A 25,119-nucleotide genomic window follows, 5' to 3' on the forward strand; every position below is an offset into this window, starting at 1 on the left:
ATTCCAATTTAGAATTTCTTCTGAAAAAATTGAAATTTGGATTTTTTTATAATGGAATTTAAATTAATTATATTAGCAAAAAAATAAATTATGAGCAGCAACATCATCTTAACAAATCAAGAAGTCGAGCATAAAATAAAACGTATTGCCTATCAAATCTACGAAACATTTGTAAACGAGGAAGAAGTCGTTATTGCTGGAATTGCTTCAAATGGATATGTTTTTGCCGAAAAAATTGCCACAGCACTAAGCAGCATTTCAACCTTAAAGGTATCAATCTGCGAAGTAAAAGTAAACAAGCAAAATCCACAGGAGGCAATACAAACTTCATTAAGTCCCGAGGAGTATAAAAACAAAGGATTAGTTCTTGTTGATGATGTTCTAAATTCAGGAACAACATTAATCTATGCTGTTCGTCATTTCTTAGATGTACCTCTCAAAAAATTCAAAACAGCAGTGCTTGTTGACAGAAACCATAAAAAATACCCTGTAAAGGCAGACTTTAAGGGCATTTCACTTTCAACTTCATTATTAGAGCACGTCCAAGTTGTTTTCGACTCAGAAAACGGAGACTATGCTTCTTTAAGCTAGAATATCTAAAATATCCTTAACCGTTTCTTCGACAGACTTATCATCTACCGAGACTTTATGCTGCGCGTGATTGTAATAAAAGCTTCTGTCGAACAAATGTTTCGCAATAAACTCTTTCATCTCTTCCTCATTCATATTTGCAATTAAAGGACGCTTACTCTTATTGTATATTAATCTACTATATAAAGTATCAATTGATGCTTTTAAATATATAGAAACAACATCTTCTCCTTTTAACAATTCATGATTATTAGCATAACAGGGAGTTCCTCCTCCTAATCCGATAATATTATTTTCGGCAGATTGCAATAATTCAACAAAAATTTGGTGCTCTAATTTTCGAAAATAGATCTCTCCGTGCTTCTCAAAAATCTCATTTATTGACATTTTTGCTCTTTCCTCGATAATTTTATCCAAATCTAAGAACGGAATATTCGTGATTTTTGACAAATTTTGGGCGATTGTCGACTTTCCGCAACCCATATAACCTAACAATACAATTTTCTTCATACTAATAAAACCTTATAAACTAAGCAATTGGAAATTTTTCCAAAAAAAAGACAAATTTATAATAAATTTGCTTGGAAACTTCAAAATAAACTCCTTATATTTGCACCCGCATTCAAGAAATTAAATGACTCGATAGCTCAGTCGGTAGAGCACATCACTTTTAATGATGGGGTCCTGGGTTCGAGCCCCAGTCGGGTCACAGATTTTGTGATTAACAAATTAAATTTCTTGATAGCAATGACTCGATAGCTCAGTCGGTAGAGCACATCACTTTTAATGATGGGGTCCTGGGTTCGAGCCCCAGTCGGGTCACAAAAGGTCGAGTAATTCATTTTACTTGACCTTTTTTATTTTAGGCCACGTGGAGAAACGGTAGACTTGCCATCTTGAGGGGGTGGTGCTCGTAAGGGCGTGTGGGTTCAAATCCCACCGTGGTCACTAGAAAAAAATTAAAACTCTATTTAATTGTAGAATAGGCTTTTATAATTTATTCTTAAAATCATTCAAAAAAAAGACGCAAATAGCTAAATAAAGTACTTATATTTGCACCCTCATTGAAGAAAAACAATAGACTCGATAGCTCAGTCGGTAGAGCACATCACTTTTAATGATGGGGTCCTGGGTTCGAGCCCCAGTCGGGTCACAAAAGGTCAAGTATTAATTTACTTGACCTTTTTTTTATACCCTTTCAAATCGGAGAAATGTCTACACAAAAATTAAACCTTTCTTTTTTGTATTTTTGGAACTAAACAAACTTTAGCATGAGATTTTACATTAATACAGAACATTTAATAAATGAAATCGAATACCCAACTCGATATAAATCTCAAAATCTCATCAAAAGTTCAGTTATAGTATTTTTTATTATTCTAACATTTCTCTTACTATTCAAACCATTTGGAGTTTATGATCCTGAACTCAAAATGCACTATTTGTTTATTTGTTTCTTTCATGCTTTTGCACCGGCATTTATTTTATTTGCTTATTTTGAAGTTTTAAATCATTACAGAAAAACAAAATTCCAGACTAAATGGACTTTGCTCCAAGAATATAGTCACATTGGAATACTGTTAGTCCTTATTGGCACATCGAGTTTTCTAATGCGTGATTTGCTTTATAACAACCCAAACAACTGGTCTTGGAATTATTTTTTCGAAGAAATAAGAAACTGCCTCGTAGCAGGTATCTTTTTTTACTTTTTTATACGATTAGCTAGCTTCTATTTTGAATCTAAAAAAGGATCTCCATTTGTTCTTCAATTTACACCTTTGGCTGTTGAAGCCGAAAAAACAATTTCAAAATCTAATCTTTTCATCAGCACACAGGTAAAGCAAGATGATTTTAGCCTTGATATCGATCAATTACTTTTCGCAAAAGCGGATGGCAATTATATTGAGTTAACAAAATCGAACAACAACCAAATTACCACAGAAGTAAAGAGAATTTCTTTAGCCCAATTTGAAACTCAAATAGTAGATTATCCACACTTTTTTAGATGCCACAGAACCTATTTAGTAAATATGTTTAAGGTTCAAAAAATATCTGGAAACTCTCAAGGTTATTTACTATCATTTAATGAAACCAATGTTAAAATTCCAGTTTCAAGAAAACAGATAAACAATTTCAACAACTATCACCAAGAGCTTCGCCGCAAATACATTGCATAATCTTGTTGCTCGTCACAAAAGGTAGTTATTAGTAACAATGCCCGCTATTACTGCATTTTACTGTTGTACGTTTGCCATCAATAACACAAAACCAAAATTATTATGTCAACTGCAACTGCTGTCAAGAATCAGGATTCTAGCTCTTCAAACAAATTATTATACATCGATAATATCAAAGTTCTTCTAACCATATTAGTTGTACTTCACCACACCGTTATTGCTTACAGTTCTTCTGAAGGCTGGTACTACAATGAAGAAACTAGTTTTTTAGGAGCACGCATCCTTTCGACAGTATTCATCAGTATAAATCAGTCTTTCTTTATGGGATATTTCTTTCTGCTGGCTGCTTATTTTACCAACTCTTCCTATTCTAAAAAAGGAGTTTCTAAATTTATCAAGGACAGACTAATTCGATTAGGAATTCCTTTAATTTTCTACTCTTTTATTCTTACTCCATTTATTTGTTATCTAGTTTATTATTTCACAAAAGCACATATCAATTATTTCAATTACTTAAGCAGATATGATAGCTGGATCGACTTAGGAGTTACTTGGTTTGTAGCAGCACTATTGCTTTTTACATTAGTTTATGTGGCAGTAAAAAAAATATTCAACATTAACTTCAACAAACAATTGGCAGCGCCCAGCTCTGGTGCTATAATACTATTTGCGGCAGGATTAGGAGTTATTTCTTTCTTAGTTAGAATTATATTCCCTGTTGGATGGGTTCTTGAACCTGTCGGATTTCAGCTTGGGCATTTTCCACAATATATCGCACTATTTATAATTGGATTACTGGCATCAAAAAACAATTGGTTTGAACAGCTTTCAGGAAAAACAGGCAGACAACTTAAAAGGTCAGCACGTTTATGCTTGTTGCTTTTTCCAGTATTTTTTATCATCAGATACAAATTAAACACACCTCTTTCTTGGTTTTCTGGAGGTTTTCACTGGCAGGCATTATTATACGCAGTCTGGGAGCAATGGATTGGAATTTCGATATTAACCGCATTATTAATTAGAGGAAAAATAAATTGGAATGCTACTTCAATATTACTTACTAAAGCATCACGCAGTAGTTTTGCCGTTTACATTTTTCATCCATTAGTGACAGTTATATTTATGTTAGCACTAAAAAACTGGGCTATTGACCCCGCAATAAAGCTTTTAATTACCGCGCCGCTAATTATATTGGGCAGTTTTGTATTAGGATCTATTATTTTATTAATTCCAGGAGTTAAGAGAATTTTATAGCACACATTATCGATCTTTCAACAAAAGTCAAAATCCTAATTATAAACAAATAGCATTATATTAAAAAAGAAATTCCCTTACAGAATAAAAACTTTCTTAAATTCGTTGAGAAATAATTTAAATCACTAATCCCAAATTAGTTTTATGAAAAACCTACTATTAGCATCATTTATGATGATGACCTGCTCCATCTGGGCACAATCTGCAACTGGCTATTTTGACAAAGCCATAAAAAAAGCGGAAGCCGGAAACACAAAAGGCGCAATCGCCGACTACACCAAAGCCATCAGCATGAATTCAAAATTTGTCGAGGCATACCAGAATCGTGGTGTTGCAAAATTTAAACTAAACGATCTCAAAGGCGCGCAGGCAGATTTTAGCAAAACAATCGACTTAGACAGCATGAATGCAGATGCATTTACAGGCAGAGCCAATGTTAATTATAAATTACAAAACTATCAGGGAGCAATTGACGACTGCACATCTTCTTTAGGTTTAAATCCGAAAGATTACATTGCTTACAATTTAAGAGGTTTAGCTTATAATAAAATCGGCGATAGTAAAAATGCTTGTAAAGATTTTACAAAAGCAATTGAATTAGGAAGTCAAAGTGCTGCAAAAAACAGATCGACTTTCTGCAAATAAGAACTTAAAAACAAAAATAGTCTGCAATCTTACTGCAGACTATTTTTACTTTTTATTAAAGTAATATATTTCTTAGATAAAATATACCTGTTTTTAGGTAAAAAATATATTTACAGTACGTAAACCTCTAATCCTCTATCTTTTTAATGTGGTTTTAAGGCTGCATATAAGATTTTGTTTTACATTTGTCGACCTAATCGCGAGAAATGATAAACAATATTAAAACTGTTTTCAGTATTAAAGATCTTGAGAACTTATCTGGAATAAAAGCGCATACCATACGCATCTGGGAAAAGAGATACAACATCCTTGAACCAATGCGAACTGATACAAACATCAGATTTTATAATCTGCAAAATCTTCAGAAACTTTTAAACATCACGTTATTACACGAGTACGGTTATAAGATTTCTAAAATCGCAACTTATCCTGAAGAAAAGATTCCACAATTGGTGCGCGAAATAATTTCTAAGAAAAATTCACAAAATTACGCCATCACTTCTTTCAAAATGGCGATGATGAATTTTGACCAAGAGTTATTCTTTAATACTTTCGATTGGCTTATTTCTGAAAAGACTTTTAAAGAAGTTTTTAAAGAACATTTTTTACCTCTTTTAAAAGAGCTTGGATTATTATGGCAGTCTGAAACAATTACTCCTGCAAATGAACATTTCATGAGCCATTTGATCAAACAGAAAATATTAATTTACACAGAAAGTCTTCAAATAAGAAAACCAACCAAGACAGATAGAGTATTTGTTTTGTCGCTTCCGCTAAATGAAATTCACCAAATCGGATTACTATATCTGCAATATGAAATTCTCGACAAAGGCTACAAATCCATTTATTTAGGAGAAAGTATGCCGATTGAAAATCTACAGGATTTAACCAGACATTTTGAGAACATTACATTTGTTTCTTTCATGACCGTTCAGCCTGATAGAAATGTAATTAACCAGTATGTTAAATCTATGGGACAGAAATTGTTGCAAAAAAACAACGAAATCTGGCTTATGGGAAAAATGGTTGAACATATCGATCAGAAAGTTTTAACCGATAGAATTCGAGTTTTTGATTCAATGGAAGAAACTATTAATATGATCTAATTTTATTTTGTTTAAGTTTTTCTTATATTTGTTAAACAAATGAGAAAAACAATAACAATACTAGGATCGGGCTTTTCTTCTTTAGCCGCAGCTTGTTACCTTGCACAACAAGGAAACGATGTAACTATTTATGAAAAAAATGACACGATTGGCGGACGTGCCAGACAATTTAAAAAAGACGGTTTTACATTTGACATGGGACCAAGCTGGTATTGGATGCCCGATGTTTTTGAACGCTTTTTTCAAGACTTTAATAAAAAACCATCAGATTATTACGAACTCGTAAAGCTGAATCCAGCGTATCGCGTCTATTTTGGAATAAATGATTTTATAAGTATTTATGACAATTTAGAAGATATCAAATCGACATTTGAAGAAATTGAAAAAGGAAGCGCTCAAAAACTTCAAAACTTTATCAATCAAGCCAAAAGCAATTATGATATCGCTATAAAAGATTTAGTGTATCGCCCGGGAGTTTCACCGCTTGAATTAATTACAAAAGAAACCGCTTTAAAATTAAATCAGTTTTTTAGTAATGTAAGTGCCGATATCCGAAAGAAATTCAAAAACGAAAGATTGATCCAAATTCTTGAGTTTCCTGTATTATTTCTTGGTGCGAAACCAACCAAAACGCCATCATTTTACAATTTCATGAATTATGCCGATTTTGGATTAGGAACGTGGCACCCGAAAACTGGAATGTTTGATGTTATTCGCGGAATCGAAAAACTAGCCTTAGAACTTGGTGTTTCTATTAAAACTAATGCTCCAATTGAAAAAATAGTAGTTGAAAACAGCACAGCAACTGCGATTGTTATCAATGGCGAAGTTATAAAAGCAGATATCATTTTAAGCGGCGCCGATTATCAGCATACCGAAACTTTATTAGATAAAGAGCATCGCGCTTATTCTGAAAAATATTGGGAAACCCGCATTTTTGCACCTTCTTCTCTCCTATTTTTTATTGGTTTTAATAAAAAAATAGAAAACATTTCGCATCACGCATTATTTTTTGATACCGATTTTAACCAGCATGCTGTTGATATTTACGATAATCCAAAATGGCCTGAATCGCCTTTATTCTATGCCAATTTTCCATCCAAAACTGATTTAACAGCTGCACCAAATGGAATGGAAACTGGATTTTTCCTAATTCCGCTTGCGCCGGGAATTGAAGATAACGAGAAACTCCGAGAAGAGTATTTCGAAAAGATAATCATTCGTTTTGAGCAAGTTACGCAACAAGAAATCAGAAATAATATTATCTTTAAGAAGTCATTCTGCAAAAACGATTTTGTAACAGATTATAATGCTTATAAAGGAAATGCTTACGGAATGGCCAACACACTATTACAAACTGCATTTTTAAGGCCCAAATTAAAAAGCAAAAAAGTCAGGAATTTATACTTTACAGGACAATTAACTGTTCCTGGACCAGGTGTTCCTCCTGCCTTAATTTCAGGAAAACTAGCAGCTGAATTAATTCAAAAATCTCTAAGATCTTAAAAAAATGAAATCACTATTCGACGCCGTTTCTTTCAAATGCAGCAAGCTGGTTACCAAAAACTACAGCTCTTCATTTTCAATTGCCGTGAAAATGCTTTCACCAAGCATTCGCGATGCTATTTACAGCATTTATGGATTTGTTCGTTTTGCTGACGAAATTGTAGATTCATTTCATGATTATGAAAAAGAATATCTTATCGACGATTTTGAAAAAGAATATTATAAAGCAATGGAATTAGGAATCAGCCTAAATCCAATTCTAAATTCTTTTCAGCATACTGTAAAACAATATAATATTACAGACGATCTTATTCAGGCTTTTCTAAAAAGCATGAAACTAGATCTTATAAAATCAACCTATAACACACAGGCAGAGTACGCAGATTATATTTACGGCTCAGCTGATGTTGTGGGATTAATGTGTTTAAAGGTTTTTGTTTCTGGAAAAGAGCATAAATACGAACAATTAAAAGATGAAGCCATGCGCTTAGGATCTGCTTTTCAGAAAGTAAACTTTTTGAGGGATTTAAAAGATGACAATACGCTTTTAAACCGAACTTATTTCCCAGGTGTTAATCTTAATAATTTCAACGAAGATTCAAAAGAGCAGATTATACAAGAAATTGAAGAAGATTTCCGCATCGCTTACCAAGGAATTGTAAAACTTCCTATCGAAGCCAAATTCGGAGTTTATACCGCTTATGTTTATTACAGAAAATTGCTTAAAAAACTAAAAAATACGCCTTATTACGAAATTGGTAACGCAAGAATCCGTGTTTCTAATTACACAAAAGCAGGACTTTTGGCGCAGTCTTTTGTGACGTACAAGCTCAAACTGGTATAAATTCTTCCAGTTTATAATTTCCCGACAAAGATGGTTACCATAGTTTGCGGAGTTATTTGCGGAGATTTCTCCTTCGTCGAAATGACAAAAATGAGAGCAACAAAGCAAAAAAAAATATTCTTTAGAGTCAATCTTTTGTAATTTAAAGCTAAACTCAAAAGATTTTAAATTATAATTTTAATTACAACATTTTACAAATGATTTCTTTCTTAATCTTTTTGGGCGTTTTTCTGTTTATGGAATGTGTGACCTGGCTTACGCACAAATATGTTATGCACGGCTTTATGTGGTATTTTCACGAAGATCATCACCAGCCTAGATATGAACATACTTTTGAGCGCAACGATATTTTCTTTGTCATTTTTGCAATTCCAAGTATTCTCTTATTTTATTTTGGTGTTCAAGGCGGTTTTAACTATTTATTTTTTATTGCCTGCGGCGTGACACTTTACGGAATTTGTTATTTTTTAATTCATGATGTATTAATTCATCAGCGTTTTAAATGGTTCAAAAACACCAAAAACAAATATCTAATCGGACTCAGAAAAGCACATAAAATACACCATAAACACCTTAATAAAGAAAAAGGAGAATGTTTCGGAATGTTGTTTGTACCATTAAAATATTATAAAATGTAGCATTATTTGGGCGTTTCCCAAGGGCCGGGCTTTTCGTTCCCGCTTTTTTATGTCAGGCTAAAAAGCCAGCCATAAAAAGAGCTCCACTGCAATCCCTAACGCTCACGTAATACAAGAAACATTTGCAAACAATTGATTCATAAGAAATGAAATTATACAAAATAGCAACCGTACAATATGTAAATGCCAGCGTAGAAGACTGCTGGGATTTTTTCTCGAGCCCAAAAAATCTCCAGACCATCACTCTAGACAATATGAATTTTCAAATTAAGGACTTCGATGACAAACGCATGTATCACGGTCAAATTATCACTTACACTTTAAGACCGCTTTTAGGAATCAAAATTTCTTGGGTTACCGAAATTACTGCTTGTAAGGAAAACGAGTATTTTATCGATGTACAACGTTTTGGTCCGTACAAACTATGGCATCACAAACATTTTTTTGAGCGAACACCAGACGGTGGAACAAAAATGACAGACATTGTACACTATGCTTTACCACTCGGAATTTTTGGGCGGATTATGAATAGTTTAGTTGTAAAAAACAAACTAAAAACCATTTTCGATTTCCGCTATAAGAAAATCGAAGAATTATTTAATTCAAAACCACAGCCAAAGATTATACAAATACACGCAGAGCAAAAAAGTATTTAAAGATTTTATTTTTAAACATAGAAACATATTTTTTAAAGTTTAAATTATAAAACTATATATTTAAAAATAAACAATTTGCTTTTAACTCCTTGCGAGAATTTTAGAATACACCCACAGATTTAATCTTTTAATCTGTGGCAAAAAAACAAAACGGAACTCAACAAATGACAAAACAAAAAGTTTCCTTTTTCTGGTTCAGACGGGATTTACGTTTAGAGGACAACAATGGACTATTTCACGCTTTACAATCTGAATTCCCAATAATTCCTTTATTTATTTTTGATGAAGATATTTTGGATAATCTTCCAAAAAACGACGCGAGGGTGTCTTTCATTTATCATTCACTCCAAAAAATAAACTCAGAATTAAACACTTTTGAATCTTCAATTTTAATTAAAAAAGGAAAAACACAAGAAGTATGGAAATCGCTTTTAGAAGAATTCGACATTCAAAGCGTATTTTTCAATAAAGATTATGAACCTTTTGCTATTAAACGTGATAACGCAATTGCTACGGTATTAAAAGAAAATAAAATAGAATGCTTTTCATTTAAAGATCACGTTATTTTTGAAGAAAAAGAAATCACCAAAGCAGACGGACTTCCATATACCGTTTACACTCCATACAAAAATAAGTGGCTTGAAAAATATCATATTTTAGGATCGGCTCCAGAATATGATTCAAAACCATATCAATCCAATTTTGCAAAAAATCAATTTCCTTTTCCCGATTTATTAGTAATTGGTTTTGAAAGAAGCACCATAAAAGTACAGCCGCACAACTTAACACAAATTGGTAATTATAAAGAGACCAGAGATTTCCCAGCTTTAGACAGTACCTCCTATCTTTCTCCACACCTAAGATTTGGAACGGTAAGCATTCGGAAATTAGTAAACTGGGCAAATCGAAAAAATCAAACTTTTCTAAGCGAATTAATTTGGAGAGAATTCTTTATTCAAATTCTTTTCAGCTTTCCGAATTGTGTCAATCATAATTTCAAATCGGCCTACGATGGAATTCAATGGCGTAATAACGAAGATGATTTTAAAAGATGGTGTTCTGGAACTACAGGTTACCCAATGGTCGATGCAGGAATGCGCCAGCTTAACGAAACGGGTTACATGCACAATCGCGTTCGCATGGTTGTGGCGAGTTTTTTATGCAAGCATTTATTAATCAACTGGCAATGGGGAGAAGCTTATTTTGCCGAGAAACTTTTAGATTTCGAACTGGCTTCGAACGTTGGAAACTGGCAGTGGGCAGCAGGAACAGGTTGTGATGCTGCGCCTTATTTCAGGGTTTTTAATCCAGAAATCCAGCAAAAGAAATTTGACGAAAAAGGCGAATACATCCGCAAATGGATTCCTGAATTTGATTTTGGTTATAATGAACCAATGGTCGATCATGCTTTTGCGAGAGATCGTGCTATTGCGACTTATAAGGCTGGAATAATTAAATAAAATTCCAAATTTTTTAAATTCCAAATTCCAATTGTTCGTAATCTCGTGATCCTTCTTCCGTCAGGATGACAAACAATACAAAAAAAACCTTTGTCAAAGGTTTAAACTTTGACAAAGGTTTATGTAAAATTGGAATTTGGAATTTTAAAAATTTGGAATTTTCCAATCTAGTACTTCAAATAATTATCTACAACAATTTTTGCCTTCAAATCAAACATTAGATTATACAAACCAAAGAAAGTACGGTTCATGTAAATAAAATGCTTAGAACCGCGGTTTCCGTTCATTTTTTTAAGATTTGTATCTTCAGAGAAACGTTTTCCTAATTCGGCAATTGCATTGAAAAAAGTTTCGTCGGCAAAATCGAAGGTTTCATTTTGGAAAGGTTTCGTGAAAAGCGATAACAAATCATGAAACATTTCTGTGAAATATGCAACTTCTGCAGGCGAATCGTCTGGACGAAGAATTTCTAATTCGAATAGTTTTTCGTTAAAACGCTTTTCATCTGTAATTACATTTTTATTGATTAATTCAAAATAAGGCGTGTAGAAATCTTCTGGAATTTGTTTCATACAGCCAAAATCTAAAGCAATCAACTGGTTTTGATCATCAACCAAGAAATTACCTGGATGCGGATCGGCGTGAACTTTTCGTAAAACGTGAATTTGATACATATAAAAATCCCAAAGTGCCTGCCCTATTTTGTCCCCAACTTCCTGATCTTTATTTATAGCAGTAAACTCAGAAAGATGAATTCCTGTCATCCAATCCATGGTAATGATTTTCTCTGATGAAAACTCTGGATAGTAATTAGGAAAAATGATGTTTTCAATTTTATTACAGGCATCAACAACTTCCTTACTTTGTTCTAATTCTAATAAATAGTTTGTTTCTTCAATAAGTTTATCTTCAACTTCCTTGAAATATTTATCAGAATCTTTCCCTTGCAGATTAAACATTCTAATTGCAATAGGTTTTACCAAAGCTAAATCTGATGAAATACTGTTTGCAACACCTGGATATTGAATTTTAACAGCCAGTTTTTTATCATTTTTCTTTGCCAAATGAACCTGCCCAATACTTGCTGCGTTTACAGAATTTGGATTGAACTCGTCAAAGATTTCGTAAGGTGTTTTACCAAAATTATTTTTGAAAGTTTTTAAAACCAAAGGTGCAGAAAGCGGCGGAACTGAAAATTGAGACAATGAGAATTTCTCCACATAAGCTTGAGGCAGAAAATTCTTGTCCATACTTAACATTTGAGCGACTTTAAGCGCGCTTCCCTTTAGGCTTTTAAGTCCGTCGTAAATATCTTCGGCGTTATTTTCGTTTAGTTTATCTCGGGTTAAATCTGGGTTTACTATTTTCTCAGCATAGTGCTTCACATAGTTTACCCCAATTTTAGCTCCAGTTTGAACCAGTTTTCCTGCTCTTTCTATTTTTGAGGTAGGAATATAATCGATTGTTTTCATTATCTGCTGTGTATTTTTTCTTTAAATAGAAATTTTCCAAAATCTATTAAATGATTCATTGGTGCAACATTCATTAATTCAAATGATGCATTAACCGATTTTTCGATAAAAATGTCTGTTTTTTCAAAGGCAGCAGATTCATCTTCCATCCAGAATTTAATCGTCAGCATTAATTGCAGCCAAGCTGATTCCCGAATAGTTTTTTCTTGAAATTTTTGAAATCTTTCCTGCTCCAACCTGTAATCGTCAGTAAGGATTTCAGAAACATAATTTTTAAAACTTTCTCGAAGAGTAGTCAGCTGTACTAAATTTTTAAGCGGATTTCTATCGATTTTTAGCGTCTGTAAAACGTAACTTCTATTTGCAGTTAAAATTTCAAAAAACGTAAAATAGAAACTCAGCATTTTATTCTTCATGTCATACTGCTGGTATTCTTCATTTTCAAGAAGCAGATTAACTGTATTTTCAAAAAACATTCTGAAAATTTCTTTTTCTAAACTTTCTAATGTTCCAAAAAAGGAATAAAACTCAGCTTCGGTAAAATCATTTTCTTTCGCAAAATGATAAACCGATTTTGGTTTATGACCTTTTTCCAGAACCTCATCCATATATTTTGAAACGATAACATCTTTGGTAATAACCTGTTTTTTAGTCGCCATTTTATTAAAATTTAGAATTTGCCATAAAGGTAAACATTGTTTAATTATCTTTACTAATCCTTAAACAATATACACTGTTAAATATATTATAAACTATTATGGCTCAAAATGTTCTCTTAACTGGCGGAAGCGGATTCATTGGAAAACACTTAACAGATACACTTTTGGAAGCTGGATATTCTGTGTCAATTTTGAGTCGGTCTGAAAGAGAAAATTCTCCTTCAATTACATATTATAAATGGGATTTAAATAAAAATTACATTGACGAAAATGCCGTCCTAAATGCTGATTACATCATTCACCTTGCTGGTGAAGGAATTGTTGAAAAAAGATGGACAGACAAAAGAAAAAAAGAGCTTTTAGAAAGCCGTATTAAACCAATTGATTTAATCTTTTCGGTTTTAGAACAAAACAACAAAAAACTAAATGCTTTTATTTCTGCTTCGGCAGTTGGGATTTATGGTGCTGTCACCAGTCATAAAATCTGTACCGAAAACACACCGCCAGCCGATGATTTTTTGGGTTCGATCTGTCAAAAATGGGAAAGCACAGTAGACAAAATTGACTCTTTAGAGATTAGAACGGTCAAAATAAGAACGGGAATAGTTTTAGGGAAAAACGAAGGTTTTCTTAAAAAAATGATTCCGACTTTTAAATCTGGATTTGGCTCGGTCCTTGGCTCGGGTAAACAATATCTTCCATGGATCCATATTGATGATTTATGCAATATTTATTTAAAAAGCATCGAAGATGAAAAGCTGAAAGGCGCGTATAACGCATGTATAACAGACAATACCACAAATTCCAGCTTTTCTAAAACACTTGCCAATTTGTTTGGTTATTCTATTTGGCTTCCTAAAGTTCCGCCATTTATTCTAAAAATTTTCTTGGGAGAAATGAGCGAAGCTGTTTTAACTGGGCAACGAGTTTCTTCTGAAAAAATTCAGAAAACTGGATTTGAATTTCAGTTTACCGATTTAGAAAAGGCACTCATAAATTGTATCAAATAACACTTATTTCAAAGCTGCAAACATTATTTCGTCGCTATGAACAACACCTGTCAGTGCTGTATTGGCAGTTTTTGCAATTTTTGAAGCAACCGAACTTGGAATTTGGATATTGAAATCTGAAATTGAAATTGGGAAATCTGAAATTACCTGAATGCCGTCTGCAACTTTCTTGATTAGAGCATTTACAACAATCTCTTTCATTTTTCCTCGTAAATAAAGCTTACCTTTTATCTGATATTGCTTTTCGACTTCATTAATATCTTTCAAATCAAATTTTTCTATTTTGCCTTTAAATACAGCTTTAGGATAACGACGGCTTTCCATATAATTATCGTTAAAATGCTCTTGCATCATATCAAGTTTAAAACGAAAATCTTTGATCATTAAAGTACAAACAAAAGTGCTTGTTTTAGGTTCTAAAAGAATTGCAACTTGTCTGTTAACTGCTTTTATTTCTTCAAATAGAGGAACAGACGCCTCAAAGTTTACCGTGGCGGTATTGGTAAAAAATTTATCTTGAGCAATTACAGAAAAAGCAGTAAAAAATAAAAATAATAAGGTAGTTGTTTTCATAATCGTCTACATTTAAACAATTATGTCATTCAATAATTGCGGTTAATAGAAAGTGAAAAAAAAATCCGATTAACTATAAAAATTGAACGGCAGTTATTCAGTGAAAAAAAATTTCGTAACCAAATGATCACATTTAAAGTTACGAAATTTCGACAAGCAAAGTTCTAGAACTAATGCTAAATATTTGTGAATGTTTTTAAAAGTAAAATGTTTTTTGTAAGATGTGAAATGCTCCTTAACTACATTTTTACTTCTGTACAGATTTCGATTAAAAATCCATTTAAGTCTCGTGCATAAGCCACAACTTGTCCCCACGGTTTTTCTACAGGTTCTGCAACCATTATCGCACCAAAAGAAGTCGCTTTTTGCAAAACTTCGGGAACATTTTCGACAATAAAACCTATTTCTATGGCAAAAGGCTTATCTTCTAAACTGCTTTCTATAAAACCGTCTTTCAAATTTTGTGATGCGAGCTTTTTAGATGCAAACGAAAGTGTTGTTTCTCCCGTAATTAATTCGCCATAATCATTATCTGGGCTTATAAATTTCCTTGAGAATCCAAGTGCATTTTCATAAAATGCCAATGCCTCTTCGACATCTTCAACGTACAAAATGGTATATCCAAACTTTATCATGTTTTCTTTATTTAATGTGTATTATATAAATATAAGAAAAATTAGCTGATTTCTAGAAGGACATTATATTTTTCTAAACTGGCTAAATCCTCAATAGAGTTTATATTTGTAAGTTTTTCGTGCTCTTCGACTTCTCTTCTAACTTCGATATGTTTAATTGCTTTTCTAAAACGACGGACTTCCTGCAGGTTTGACAAAATTAATCCAGGAACCTGAACACTCTTTCCTTCTTTATCTTTGGCAACCATTGTAAAATAAGAGGAGTTACAATGTTTAACAACTCCAGTCTGAATATTTTCTGCTTCAACACGAATCCCGACAATCATTGAACTTCTGCCGACATAGTTTACAGAGGCTTTCATGGTTACCAATTCTCCAACTTCAATTGGTTTTAGAAAGTTTACGGTATCTACAGAAGCCGTTACGCAATAATTACCGCTAAATTTTGACGCCGAAGCAAAAGCAATTTGATCTAATAGTTGTAAAATATAACCTCCGTGGATTTTACCGCTGAAATTGGTATGCGAAGGCAGCATTAATTCTGATATGCTGATTTTTGATGAAGAAACGGGTTTAAAATCTGTAGTCATGTTTTTGTTTTTTGGAGTGTATGTTTTTATTTTTTAAACACATAGATTCAGAACAAAACCTATGTTTCTATGTGTTTTATTTTTTTTTAATTCAACAATTCATTTTCATCTGAATTTAAAGCAGCTCTTGTAATTATATTTTCAGGAAGTGATTTCTTGGCCTTTGCTCCCATTTTTTTCAATCTTTCTACGCTTGTAATCAAGTTTCCTTTTCCGTCAACCAATTTGTTCATTGCGCTTTCGTATTCTGTTTTGGTATCTTTTATTTTATTTCCAATTCGGACTAAATCAGAAACAAAACCTTCAAATTTATCGTATAATGCGCCGGCTTGTCTTGCGATCTCAAAAGCATTTTCCTGCTGTTTTTGATTGCTCCACATGCTGTCTATTGTTCTCAAAGTAGCCAGAAGTGTACTTGGCGTAACAATTACAATATTTCGGTCGAATGCTTTGGTGTATAAAGCTGGATCTTCATTTAAAGCTATCGCAAAAGCTGGCTCCATCGGAATAAATAACAGCACAAAGTCGGGGCTTTCTATCTGATATAAATCGTGATAATTTTTACTGCCAAGCTGTTCCACGTGTCTTCTAATAGAATTGACATGTTCTTTTAGATAATCTATTTTTAAAAGCTCTGATTCTTCGTTAATCCATTTTTCATAAGCCGCTAGCGAAACTTTAGAATCGACGATCATTTTTTTACCGTCAGGAAGATTGATTACAACATCTGGAAAAACACGATTTCCTTCGCTGTTCGTAAAACTCTGCTGTACTTCATATTCTCTTCCTTTCTCTAATCCAGATTTTTCCAGAACGCGCTCTAAAACCAATTCGCCCCAATTTCCCTGCATTTTACTGTCGCCTTTTAGCGCTTTGGTTAGATTTAAGGTTTCTTTACTCATTTGTGCATTCATTTCGCTTAAACCTAAAATCTGCTGGCGAAGTGCGGCGTGATAATCGATGCTTTCTTTATGGGTCTGATCTACTTTTTGTTCAAAAACATGAATTTTATCCTGAAGCGGCAATAGAATATTTTTCATATTCTCGCTGTTCTGTTCGGTAAACTTAGCCGATTTTTCTTCGAGGATTTTATTGGCTAAATTTTCAAATTCTTTGGTGAATTTTTCTTGAAGCTCGTTGATTTCATTTTTTTGTTCTTTATGTCGTTCCCACAAATTTTCAAAATCAACTTCCTTTTTAGAAAGCTGAATCGCCAGACTGTCTTTCTCTGTCCGAATGTTTTCTTTCTCAAAATTGAGCAGCTGCAATTGTTTTTGAAAGTAATTTTTTTCACTTTCAAATTGCTCTTTCTGCATTTGCAACTGGCTGTTTAATGCGTTTAATCGCTCTTCTGAAATTGCTTTTTCTGACTGAAATTTAGACCCGGAAAGCATTTTACCTAAGTATATTCCAACAAAAAGCGCCACTACAAAAGCCAATAAAAATGGTAGATAATCCGACATAACTAAGTTTATTTTACGTAAAAGTACGCAATAATACGTAGTACTTAGTTTTAAAAATTAAAATTTCACGAATTCGTATTTAATCCAAACTAAATCAACATTTTATTTTTTTTCCAAAAAAAAATAAAAGTTTTACGCAACCTTTTTTAAAAAGTTCAATCTACAAGATATAAACCTATTAAAATAAATTATGAAAAAATTAATGTTGAGCTTATTTATAGCTTTCGGATTTAGTGCATGTTCTCTAAATAATGATGATAATTATGTTGATTGCGGTGCTAATACAAATGTAGCTTTTACTGGATTTCCCTTCTATTGTAATTATAGCGTAAAATCGCAGCCTAACAATGCGGCTGTAGCAGTTGTTGCAACGCAAGAAAAAATGAATGAATTATTCCCAAAACATGATAACACATGTCCTGTTGCAAGCGATCCTAATATTGATTTTACCAAACAATATTTAGTGGGAATTTTTGCGGGAGCTAAACCTACAAGCGGATATGCAATTAAAATTACTTCTATTGTAGAAAACAATTGCGAAATTGTAGTTAATTACTACGAGAAATCACCAGCGCCAGGCGAAAATATAACTCAATCTCCTACTTATCCTTCAGACTTTGTTTTAATTCCAAAAACATCAAAAGGTTTTATTTTCATTAAAGCTAATGAAAGTCCAGACACAGCAATTATTGGTAGTTTCAATAATAATTGTACTGGTGCAGACTGTCAAAAATTCTTCCAAGTTAATGATTACAGTATTTTAAAATTCTTAAATGTTGGCGCTAATCAATACGATTTCAATCAATATAAATACACTCCAACTATAAAAAGAGGTGATTACACAATATTATTAAAAGCTGTTCCTGCTGAAATTTTAGCTTTAAAAGGACAAACTAAAATTTACGGCGCTCCAGATGCAGCAGATCAAGGTGGTGTTTATTTTGAATTACGCCAAGGTATAACAGTAACTAAGGTTTATATTGACAACAATGATACGCAAGATCAAAGTGCTGATATAAAAGCTTTCAAAAAACTTATTCAAGAAAAAATTACTAGTTTAAAATAATCCCCCGATCATGAAAAAACTCTTTATCTCTTTTATTGCATTTTTTCTTTTTGCCAGTTTTTATTCCATAGACAAGACTTTTAGTGCAGGATCTAGTTCGCTTGTAAATACTTGGATCTGGGAAAAATCTGTAGGCGGTGCTAATAATCCGTATGTCGCAACGCCAAAAACTATTGGTTTTACTAAGAAAATTATCTTTACTCCAGATGGGAGAGTGATTACATATAAAAATAATGTAGAGATTAGAAACAGTCCTTATCAGGTAGAAAAAGGGATAGGATATCTTGATCAGTCAGAACATGATCTAATTACGTTCGAAGGCAAAACTTATGTGATAGAAAACCTTGACAATCAAAACCTAACGATTTTGAGTAATAACCAAGACGCAGCTCGTACTATTTTTAAAAGATAGTTTTATAAGCTTTTTAGAACTATTTTTGCCAAACCAAACAATACCACATTTTTGAAAGACGAGTTAGAAAAATATATCAAACTGTGCATGAAAAATGACAGAGAGGGACAACTGAAAATTTATCAGTTGTTCTCTCCTGTTTTGTATGGTATATGTTTGAAATATATGAAAAACGAGGATGATGCAAAAGATGTCTTTCAGGAAGCCTTTGTGATTGTCTTTCAGAAAATAAACCAATACAAATTTGAAGGAAGTTTTGAAGGATGGCTCAAGCGGATTTTCATCAACAAACTCATCGAGACTTTAAATAAAAAAAAGAAAGAAAGTTTCTTTTTAGATGTTTTTGATCCAGATACTGACTTTGTTGAAGAGGAAGAATTAGAAATTATTCCGATGGAGCAGGAAAAACTTCTAGAATATATTCGGGATTTACCAGACCAATATCGAACGGTTTTTAACTTATATGTTTTTGAAAAAATGAAACACAAGGAAATTGCCGAGTTATTAAAAATCTCCGAAGGAACATCAAAATCAAATTTAAATCGCGCCAAACACATATTACAAAAGCGAATTTTGAGCATAAAAAATTTTAAGACAGCATGAAGAAGCAAAAAATAGAAGATATTTTTTCATCAATGGAAGACTTTTCGAGTGTTCCGCCTCCTGAATTATGGGGACAAATTGAAGAAAAATTAGACAAACCAAAAAAGAAGAAGAGAGCTATTCTTTGGTGGTCGGCTGCTGCATGCTTACTACTAGGGTTGCTTCTGCCCTCAATCTTACATTTTAGTTCTTCTCCTCAAAATAAAAACTTTGACAATGGGAAAGGTGGTTTCGAAAATAATCGCGTAGTTCTGGATAAAAAAATAAATGATAATGCCAAAAAAGGCAATATAAACAGTGATCACAATCATAATAAAACTCTTGATTCTGTAACTAATGTTTCTTCAACAAAAGATAAATTAAATAATTCAAAAGCAACGCAAGAGCAAGAAAGTGCTGTTGCACATGCCAATTCGAAAAACAAAACCAATAAAAAGGATTCTGAATCTCATATGCAGCTTCCGAACAATAATGTTCCGAATCAATCTCTTGCTGTTCAGAATTTTAATTCTTCAGAAGAAAAATCAGGTGCTCGATCTTCAAAAAAATCTATTTTAGAAAAAGACAAATTTTCTAATACTAAAGGAATCGCTGAAGAAAGAGTTGCTTTTGGAAAACAAAACAAATTTAATTCTACGGCTAAAAAACAGCTTTCGAATTCTATTTTTAATGATAAGTTAGTTCCTAAAAACAATAACAATTTTGCTTTCATTGCCGAAAGTTCTGTTGGGAATAATGCATCAAAACAAAATGCTCTTGTTAATAAGAATGAAAAAGTTTCCGAAAAAACTTTAGCCGCTAATATAAAAGAGAACTCAAAATTCAATACTGCTGCTTTAAGTAAAAAAGATTCTATGCAGCTGGCAGAACTTCAAAATTTAGAAAAAGGAATTTTAGCTCCAGAAACTAAAAAAGAAGAAAAGGATAAAAAAGACAAATTAATTAACAAAAAAGAAAAATGGGCTCTTTCTGTTTTTGCCGGTGTTGCGAGTTCTGAAAACACTAGAAATGAAAAGACTTTAGGCAATGTAAACGACTCCAAACAATCTAATTCTTTTGGGGTTAAAACGAAATACAGCATTAATAAAAAATGGGCTGTTGGTTCTGGTTTAAAAATCAATGAACTTGGTCAAAGTGTGGCGAATGTCTCTTATGTAAGTGCCAAAGGTAATGCCCTTTTTGCTCCTGGTGAATATGCTAGCAATAGTAATAGTCCCGTTTCGCAGGCAAGCAGTAATTCTGATTATATACTGATATCAAACAGCACCAAAGAAGCTTTAAAAGGTGATAATATCCAGAGTGGAAAATTGGATCAAAATCTACGATATATTGAAATGCCTTTGGAGGTTTCTTATTCTGTTTTTAATAAAAATAAAGCCAGCATTAATTTGAATACAGGTGGTTTTGTCGGGAAATTAATTTCAAACAATGTTGCTTTAGACGGCCATTCTATTGGAGAAAATGTAACTGCAAACGATTATGTTTACGGTTCTACTTTGAGCAGTACAATTCAATATCGAGTTTACAAAAAAACAAATGTTTTTGTAGAGCCTGCTATGAATTACTATATCAATCCGTTAAACAGCCAGTCTTTCAATCAGTTTCAATGGGGATTAAATTTCGGATTAAATGTTTCTTTCTAAATTATAATTGTAGTAATTTTCAGAAAATTAATTATTATTTCTTTTATGAGTTTTACCGCTTCTACGATTGATTCAATTCAAATTCCAACTGATTTATTATTAGCCAAAGAAATTGTTTTTGACCAAACAGACCTTCATTTAACAGCGCTGCAAAAAGAAGCCGAAAGTGATGAATACAGCGCTTATCGTTTTCTGTTGAATGATAAAAACATTTGTTACCGTGAAGCCAAAATCACTCCAACTAAAACTGGACAGTTTGTTACTTTATGGAAACGTAACAAAACTGGGACAATCGAACCTTTTGATTACTCTGATGCAATAGATTTTGTAATTGTTAGTGTTCGTAAGGATCAAAATTGGGGACAATTTATTTTTCCTAAAAAGATACTATTAGAAAAAGGTGTTTTTTCAACCCCAAATAAAGAGGGAATTAGAGCTACAAGAGTTTATCCGCCTTGGGATGAAACGACAAGTAAACAAGCTCAAAAAACACAAAAATGGCAGTTAGATTATTTTATTTCGCTTACTAATTCAAATAAAATTGATTTCGATCAATTGAGAAATTCTTTTATAGATTTTCAATAAAAAAGGCTTCCAGATTTGGAAGCCTTTTTTTGTTTTTATTTTTCTTATTTTTTAAGAATCTTATCTTTAAAGATCACTTTGTTGTTTTCGGTAACGGTATAGAAATAAACTCCCGAAACTAGATTTCCAACCGCAACAGCTGCTGTACTAACTTCAGATTCGTTTTTAACGCTGATTGGATTTCCAATTACACGTCCGTTGAAATCGTATAATCTAATTTTCAGATCTCTTCCTTGAGTTGTTTTTACATCAAAATTCAGAACATCTATAGCAGGATTTGGATACGCTTTTACATAATATTTGTTCTTTTCAAAATCTGGTGTTGAAAGCACATCTTGTTTTAACTGAAAACGCGCTATTACTGGTCCGTGATCTGAAGTTGTTGTGGTATAATTTGCAATATCACTACGCGGATCATAAACGGCTGTAGAGTTTGAAATATAATCATCTATTAGCTCATTAGAAATCGTAATATGATCTAAGAATCCGCCTGAGCTCAAAAAGCTGTATGCACCAGCCTGGCTTATTTCTAAAGTAAGTGCTTTATAATTATTGGTGTCTGTTACAAAAGCTTCATAAGAAGAAGGCTGTCCTTCAATTACAGATGCTTTTACATCATCATTGTAATCTCCCAAAAGAATAATATTTGAGTTTGCATAATGAGCATCTAAGCTGTCTTTCAAAACCTGAGTATCATACTTACGCATGTTGTAACGAGAAATATCGGTTCCGCTGTTAGCACGTGCATGAAGATCTATTAGGTTAATTTCATTTTTAACTCCATTAAGATTTGTTTCTATTGTTACCATATAAGGCAGACGCCCTGAAGAGAAAAAGTTGCTATTGCTATCTCCTGGATAATTGTTCAGTGTTTTAGTTCCATTACGCAATTCAGTATAGAATTTATCAAACATGACACGTGTTTTTTTCACTGTTACGGTTTGCGTATTATAAAGCACTACCAATTTCTGAGGTGGAAAATTTGGATCTGAAGGCGGATTTTGCCAAGAATATGACCATACATTAGAAATACTTTTTTCAAATGTTTTTCCGTTTACATTTATTTTCTGAATTAAAGCATCAATCTGAGCATCACTTGAAACCTCTTGTACTACGTAAACATCTGCATCTAATTTATTCATGACTTTGGCCACGTTTTCTAGTTGTAGAGGCTTATCTGAAGGACCATAAGCTGAAGTCGGAGCACCGAAAAACTCTAAATTGTATGTTACTACATCAAAAGTATCTGCTTTTGGCAAAGAAGAACCAGTCAATGAACCTATTTGCCTGTTTAATGAGGTTCCTGTTACAGTTAAAGCTCCTGATATTTTAAATTCTTTTACTGTTGGTGCAAATTTTGCATAAAGTGTTTTTCCTGCTAAAGCATCGGCAGCAGTAATTACTATACTGGATACAAACGAAACATTATCTGCTGAAATTTGATAAGAAGCAGGAGTTGTAATTGTAATATCTCCATATCCTTCTGCCTTAAAGTTAAACGATTGAGAGTCTGAAACTGTATTTGGAAGTACAACTCCAAAATCTAAAACAGGATTTGAATCTACATATCCAATCTCATTTGTTACAGCAAAATCATCAAAAGACCATTCTGATGCATTGGTATTACCTCCCGCAGTTGTTTCATAAACCCAAGCCAAATAGGTATTGCTTGTCTTATAATTATCTAGCTTAATATATTGAGATTGTGCATAAGTACCTGTTACAGTCGGAAATGCTCCATTTATTTCTGTCCATGTTGCTGTATTAGGATTACTCACTCCATCATAATTCGTTGAGACCATTAATTTTAAAGAGGGACCGGCATAAAATTTACGAGAATAAAAAGACAGCAATGGAAGTGCTCCAAAATTATCTAAACGTAATTTAGGTGAAATCAACCAATCTTTACTTGGTCCATTATCTGAAAAACCATTTATAAGAACGGCGCCAGTTCCTGAATTTACATTTCTAGCTACTGAAGTATAAGACCATTTGTTTACTGGTCCGGCTTCGTTATATTGTGTCCATCCGCTATTTGTTAAAACATTTGAATCGTTAAAATCTTGTTTATAAGGATTGATTCCTGTTCCTGTCAAAGTAACCGTTTTTGTTACAGCACCAGTCGATTCGTGAGTGATTTGTCCTGTAAAATTAGCAACCGCATTTGGAATAAATTTCACATATACTGTTGGGGTAGCATTTGATGCAAAATCAGCAGGAACAAAAGTCAGAGAAGAGGCAAATGTGCTGTTATCTTTAGAAATAGTAAAATTAGCTGTAGAAGTTAAAACAACATTTTGAGTTAAATCAATTGCTCCAACTTGGTAACTTAGAACCTTTGCTTCATAATTTGCTTCGGAAAAACCTAAATCTAAACTTGTCGTAGTAGTTGTTAAAACTGGAACTGCAGAACTGGCTGTAGTAACATCAACTTTATTTACTACTGCCTGAATATTACTAGAAGTATCTTCAGAAACAGAATAAACAGAATAACTCGTATTTAAAGTAAGTCCCGAAAAAGTTTTGGTATATTCCTGAGCAGGATCTACAATATCTATACTTCCTGCTTGTAAAGCTGCAGTACCATTTGAGTCTTGACCAGCTTTTACCTGCGCAACGGTTGGCGCAGCACTTCCGCCTGGAAGCAGTACAAAATAAGTTTTTCCAGCTTCATCTAATTTATAGATAAAATCAAAACTTTCGGCTAAAACATTATTTGCTTTAGGAAAACCAGAAATATCAACTGGTGCTGTAATATCTCTTCCAACTTTTATATTATCTATAGCAAAAGATGGGCGAGAACCTCCCCCGCTAAGTTGTCTTGAAATCCATCTAATCTGTACTACAGGCTGATTATCACACTCTGCTGGCAAAATGATATTTATAGTCTTAGGATTTTGAGGGGTTGTATTTCCCGTTCCAATTTGGGTCGTAGTATTATTTGAATATAACGTTCCAGTTACTGAAGTAAAACCCGCAGTTGTTCCTACTCTATATTGCAATATCATTTCATTGATACGATTATTGGTTCCATCGCCGTATGGATTACGAATCGTCATTGCATCATATTGAACAGGAATAGAGAATTGTCCAGTTGCATCAAACGCAAAACCAATAGTCAAGTCTAACGAACCTGTATTTAAAAATCCAATTTTTCCATTATAATTATGAAAATTACCGCTGTTAGTACTGGCAGAACTACTGGCTACTAAAGCTCTATCAGCACCAAAACTACCAGATGTAGCAAATTGACTTTCACCTGTTGGATTTGAAGTTCCTGCAGTCCATCCTTGATATCCTGCTGGATAAGATGTATCTGTTACTAAAAGTGTATTAAAATTCTGTGAGTGTGGCAATTTTTGCGGAGCTGGCATTGTCTGAGAAAAAAGATCTCCAGAAAAACAGCCCAAAAAACATAGTAAAAGCAAAAGCTGTCGCGAAAAGTAAAGTTTTTTCATACGTTAAAGAATAGAGTTTTTAGAAGTCAAATTTATAGCCTTTAAAGTTAAGCTAATATTATAAAACTATAAA

The 25,119-nt window shown here is 33.0% G+C and carries 24 protein-coding genes and 4 tRNA genes; 20 read left to right on the forward strand and 8 right to left on the reverse strand.

The window, feature by feature from the left end; genetic code table 11:
- Positions 1-90: 90 nt before the first annotated feature.
- A complete protein-coding gene (locus QMG60_RS00255; RefSeq protein ID WP_281866500.1) occupies positions 91-591 on the forward strand; it encodes a phosphoribosyltransferase domain-containing protein in 501 nt (166 codons plus the stop codon).
- Here the strand turns inward: QMG60_RS00255 and QMG60_RS00260 are convergent.
- The gene (locus QMG60_RS00260; protein ID WP_134142534.1) at positions 583-1,101 is read right to left on the reverse strand and encodes a shikimate kinase; all 519 of its coding nucleotides are present in this window, start codon (positions 1,099-1,101) and stop codon (positions 583-585) included. The genes QMG60_RS00255 and QMG60_RS00260 overlap by 9 nt on opposite strands.
- 126 nt (positions 1,102-1,227) lie before the next feature.
- On the opposite strand from QMG60_RS00260, the gene QMG60_RS00265 reads away from it, so the two are divergent.
- The 13 genes from QMG60_RS00265 (at position 1,228) to QMG60_RS00325 (ending at position 10,877) form a co-directional block, all read left to right on the forward strand.
- Positions 1,228-1,300 (forward strand) — tRNA-Lys (locus QMG60_RS00265).
- 40 nt (positions 1,301-1,340) lie between these two features.
- Positions 1,341-1,413, forward strand: a tRNA-Lys gene (locus QMG60_RS00270).
- A 43-nt stretch (positions 1,414-1,456) separates the two neighbouring features.
- Positions 1,457-1,539: transfer RNA gene (locus QMG60_RS00275), tRNA-Leu, on the forward strand.
- 132 nt (positions 1,540-1,671) lie between these two features.
- Positions 1,672-1,744, forward strand: a tRNA-Lys gene (locus tag QMG60_RS00280).
- A 118-nt stretch (positions 1,745-1,862) separates the two neighbouring features.
- On the forward strand, positions 1,863-2,768 hold the full coding sequence (locus QMG60_RS00285; RefSeq protein ID WP_281866501.1) for a LytTR family DNA-binding domain-containing protein: 906 nt from the start codon (positions 1,863-1,865) through the stop codon (positions 2,766-2,768).
- Between the two features lie 102 nt (positions 2,769-2,870).
- The gene (locus QMG60_RS00290) at positions 2,871-4,022 is read left to right on the forward strand and encodes an acyltransferase family protein (RefSeq protein ID WP_281866502.1); all 1,152 of its coding nucleotides are present in this window, start codon (positions 2,871-2,873) and stop codon (positions 4,020-4,022) included.
- A 144-nt stretch (positions 4,023-4,166) separates the two neighbouring features.
- The gene (locus QMG60_RS00295) at positions 4,167-4,667 is read left to right on the forward strand and encodes a tetratricopeptide repeat protein (RefSeq protein ID WP_243839380.1); all 501 of its coding nucleotides are present in this window, start codon (positions 4,167-4,169) and stop codon (positions 4,665-4,667) included.
- Positions 4,668-4,873: 206 nt separating this feature from the next.
- Entirely contained in the window at positions 4,874-5,773 is a 900-nt protein-coding gene (locus QMG60_RS00300) for a MerR family transcriptional regulator (RefSeq protein ID WP_057117805.1), read from the forward strand.
- Positions 5,774-5,812: 39 nt separating this feature from the next.
- A complete protein-coding gene (locus tag QMG60_RS00305; RefSeq protein ID WP_281866504.1) occupies positions 5,813-7,279 on the forward strand; it encodes an oleate hydratase in 1,467 nt (488 codons plus the stop codon).
- Positions 7,280-7,283: 4 nt separating this feature from the next.
- Complete coding sequence (locus QMG60_RS00310) at positions 7,284-8,123, forward strand: phytoene/squalene synthase family protein (protein WP_057117803.1); 840 nt, start codon at positions 7,284-7,286, stop codon at positions 8,121-8,123.
- Positions 8,124-8,320: 197 nt separating this feature from the next.
- Positions 8,321-8,761: a sterol desaturase family protein gene (locus QMG60_RS00315; protein WP_134142527.1), complete on the forward strand. Its 441-nt coding sequence runs from the start codon at positions 8,321-8,323 to the stop codon at positions 8,759-8,761.
- A gap of 146 nt (positions 8,762-8,907) precedes the next feature.
- Positions 8,908-9,417, forward strand: coding sequence for an SRPBCC family protein (locus QMG60_RS00320; RefSeq protein ID WP_281866507.1), 510 nt, complete (start codon positions 8,908-8,910; stop codon positions 9,415-9,417).
- A 164-nt stretch (positions 9,418-9,581) separates the two neighbouring features.
- Entirely contained in the window at positions 9,582-10,877 is a 1,296-nt protein-coding gene (locus QMG60_RS00325) for a deoxyribodipyrimidine photo-lyase (protein ID WP_281866508.1), read from the forward strand.
- 167 nt (positions 10,878-11,044) lie between these two features.
- Here QMG60_RS00325 and QMG60_RS00330 read toward each other — a convergent pair whose 3' ends face one another.
- Positions 11,045-12,349 carry an AarF/ABC1/UbiB kinase family protein gene (locus QMG60_RS00330; RefSeq protein WP_057117800.1) on the reverse strand — a complete coding sequence of 435 codons (1,305 nt, stop codon included), beginning with the start codon at positions 12,347-12,349 and terminating at the stop codon, positions 11,045-11,047.
- Positions 12,349-13,008: a TetR family transcriptional regulator C-terminal domain-containing protein gene (locus tag QMG60_RS00335; protein WP_281866510.1), complete on the reverse strand. Its 660-nt coding sequence runs from the start codon at positions 13,006-13,008 to the stop codon at positions 12,349-12,351. Before QMG60_RS00335 ends, QMG60_RS00330 begins: the two co-directional genes overlap by 1 nt.
- 98 nt (positions 13,009-13,106) lie before the next feature.
- Between QMG60_RS00335 and QMG60_RS00340 the strand changes: the two genes are divergently transcribed.
- Positions 13,107-14,018, forward strand: a complete 912-nt coding sequence (locus tag QMG60_RS00340) for a TIGR01777 family oxidoreductase (RefSeq protein ID WP_281866511.1) — start codon at positions 13,107-13,109, stop codon at positions 14,016-14,018.
- Positions 14,019-14,021: 3 nt separating this feature from the next.
- Here the strand turns inward: QMG60_RS00340 and QMG60_RS00345 are convergent, their stop codons facing one another.
- The 4 genes from QMG60_RS00345 to rmuC all read right to left on the reverse strand — a co-directional run bounded on the left by QMG60_RS00345 (position 14,022) and on the right by rmuC (position 17,279).
- Positions 14,022-14,591: a YceI family protein gene (locus QMG60_RS00345; RefSeq protein WP_281866512.1), complete on the reverse strand. Its 570-nt coding sequence runs from the start codon at positions 14,589-14,591 to the stop codon at positions 14,022-14,024.
- Positions 14,592-14,830: 239 nt separating this feature from the next.
- Positions 14,831-15,226, reverse strand: a complete 396-nt coding sequence (locus QMG60_RS00350; RefSeq protein WP_281866513.1) for a VOC family protein — start codon at positions 15,224-15,226, stop codon at positions 14,831-14,833.
- 41 nt (positions 15,227-15,267) lie between these two features.
- The gene (locus QMG60_RS00355; RefSeq protein ID WP_057117795.1) at positions 15,268-15,816 is read right to left on the reverse strand and encodes an acyl-CoA thioesterase; all 549 of its coding nucleotides are present in this window, start codon (positions 15,814-15,816) and stop codon (positions 15,268-15,270) included.
- An 86-nt stretch (positions 15,817-15,902) separates the two neighbouring features.
- On the reverse strand, positions 15,903-17,279 hold the full coding sequence (gene rmuC / locus QMG60_RS00360; RefSeq protein ID WP_281866515.1) for a DNA recombination protein RmuC: 1,377 nt from the start codon (positions 17,277-17,279) through the stop codon (positions 15,903-15,905).
- A gap of 190 nt (positions 17,280-17,469) precedes the next feature.
- Between rmuC and QMG60_RS00365 the strand changes: the two genes are divergently transcribed.
- Genes QMG60_RS00365 through QMG60_RS00385 form a run of 5 tightly spaced genes read left to right on the forward strand, consistent with a single transcriptional unit; the run spans position 17,470 to position 21,588 of the window.
- Positions 17,470-18,345 carry a protease complex subunit PrcB family protein gene (locus QMG60_RS00365; protein WP_057117793.1) on the forward strand — a complete coding sequence of 292 codons (876 nt, stop codon included), beginning with the start codon at positions 17,470-17,472 and terminating at the stop codon, positions 18,343-18,345.
- A gap of 10 nt (positions 18,346-18,355) precedes the next feature.
- Positions 18,356-18,757: a hypothetical protein gene (locus QMG60_RS00370; protein ID WP_057117792.1), complete on the forward strand. Its 402-nt coding sequence runs from the start codon at positions 18,356-18,358 to the stop codon at positions 18,755-18,757.
- A 51-nt stretch (positions 18,758-18,808) separates the two neighbouring features.
- Entirely contained in the window at positions 18,809-19,360 is a 552-nt protein-coding gene (locus QMG60_RS00375) for a sigma-70 family RNA polymerase sigma factor (RefSeq protein WP_057117791.1), read from the forward strand.
- A complete protein-coding gene (locus tag QMG60_RS00380; RefSeq protein ID WP_281866517.1) occupies positions 19,357-21,003 on the forward strand; it encodes a hypothetical protein in 1,647 nt (548 codons plus the stop codon). The genes QMG60_RS00375 and QMG60_RS00380 overlap by 4 nt, the downstream gene beginning before the upstream one ends.
- A gap of 45 nt (positions 21,004-21,048) precedes the next feature.
- Positions 21,049-21,588, forward strand: a complete 540-nt coding sequence (locus QMG60_RS00385; RefSeq protein WP_281866519.1) for a MepB family protein — start codon at positions 21,049-21,051, stop codon at positions 21,586-21,588.
- A 44-nt stretch (positions 21,589-21,632) separates the two neighbouring features.
- Here the strand turns inward: QMG60_RS00385 and QMG60_RS00390 are convergent, their stop codons facing one another.
- Positions 21,633-25,046, reverse strand: a complete 3,414-nt coding sequence (locus tag QMG60_RS00390) for a T9SS type A sorting domain-containing protein (RefSeq protein ID WP_281866521.1) — start codon at positions 25,044-25,046, stop codon at positions 21,633-21,635.
- Between the last annotated feature and the right edge of the window lie 73 nt (positions 25,047-25,119).

Origin of the sequence: Flavobacterium sp. GSB-24 (assembly GCF_027924665.1) — a bacterium.
Taxonomy (GTDB): domain Bacteria; phylum Bacteroidota; class Bacteroidia; order Flavobacteriales; family Flavobacteriaceae; genus Flavobacterium.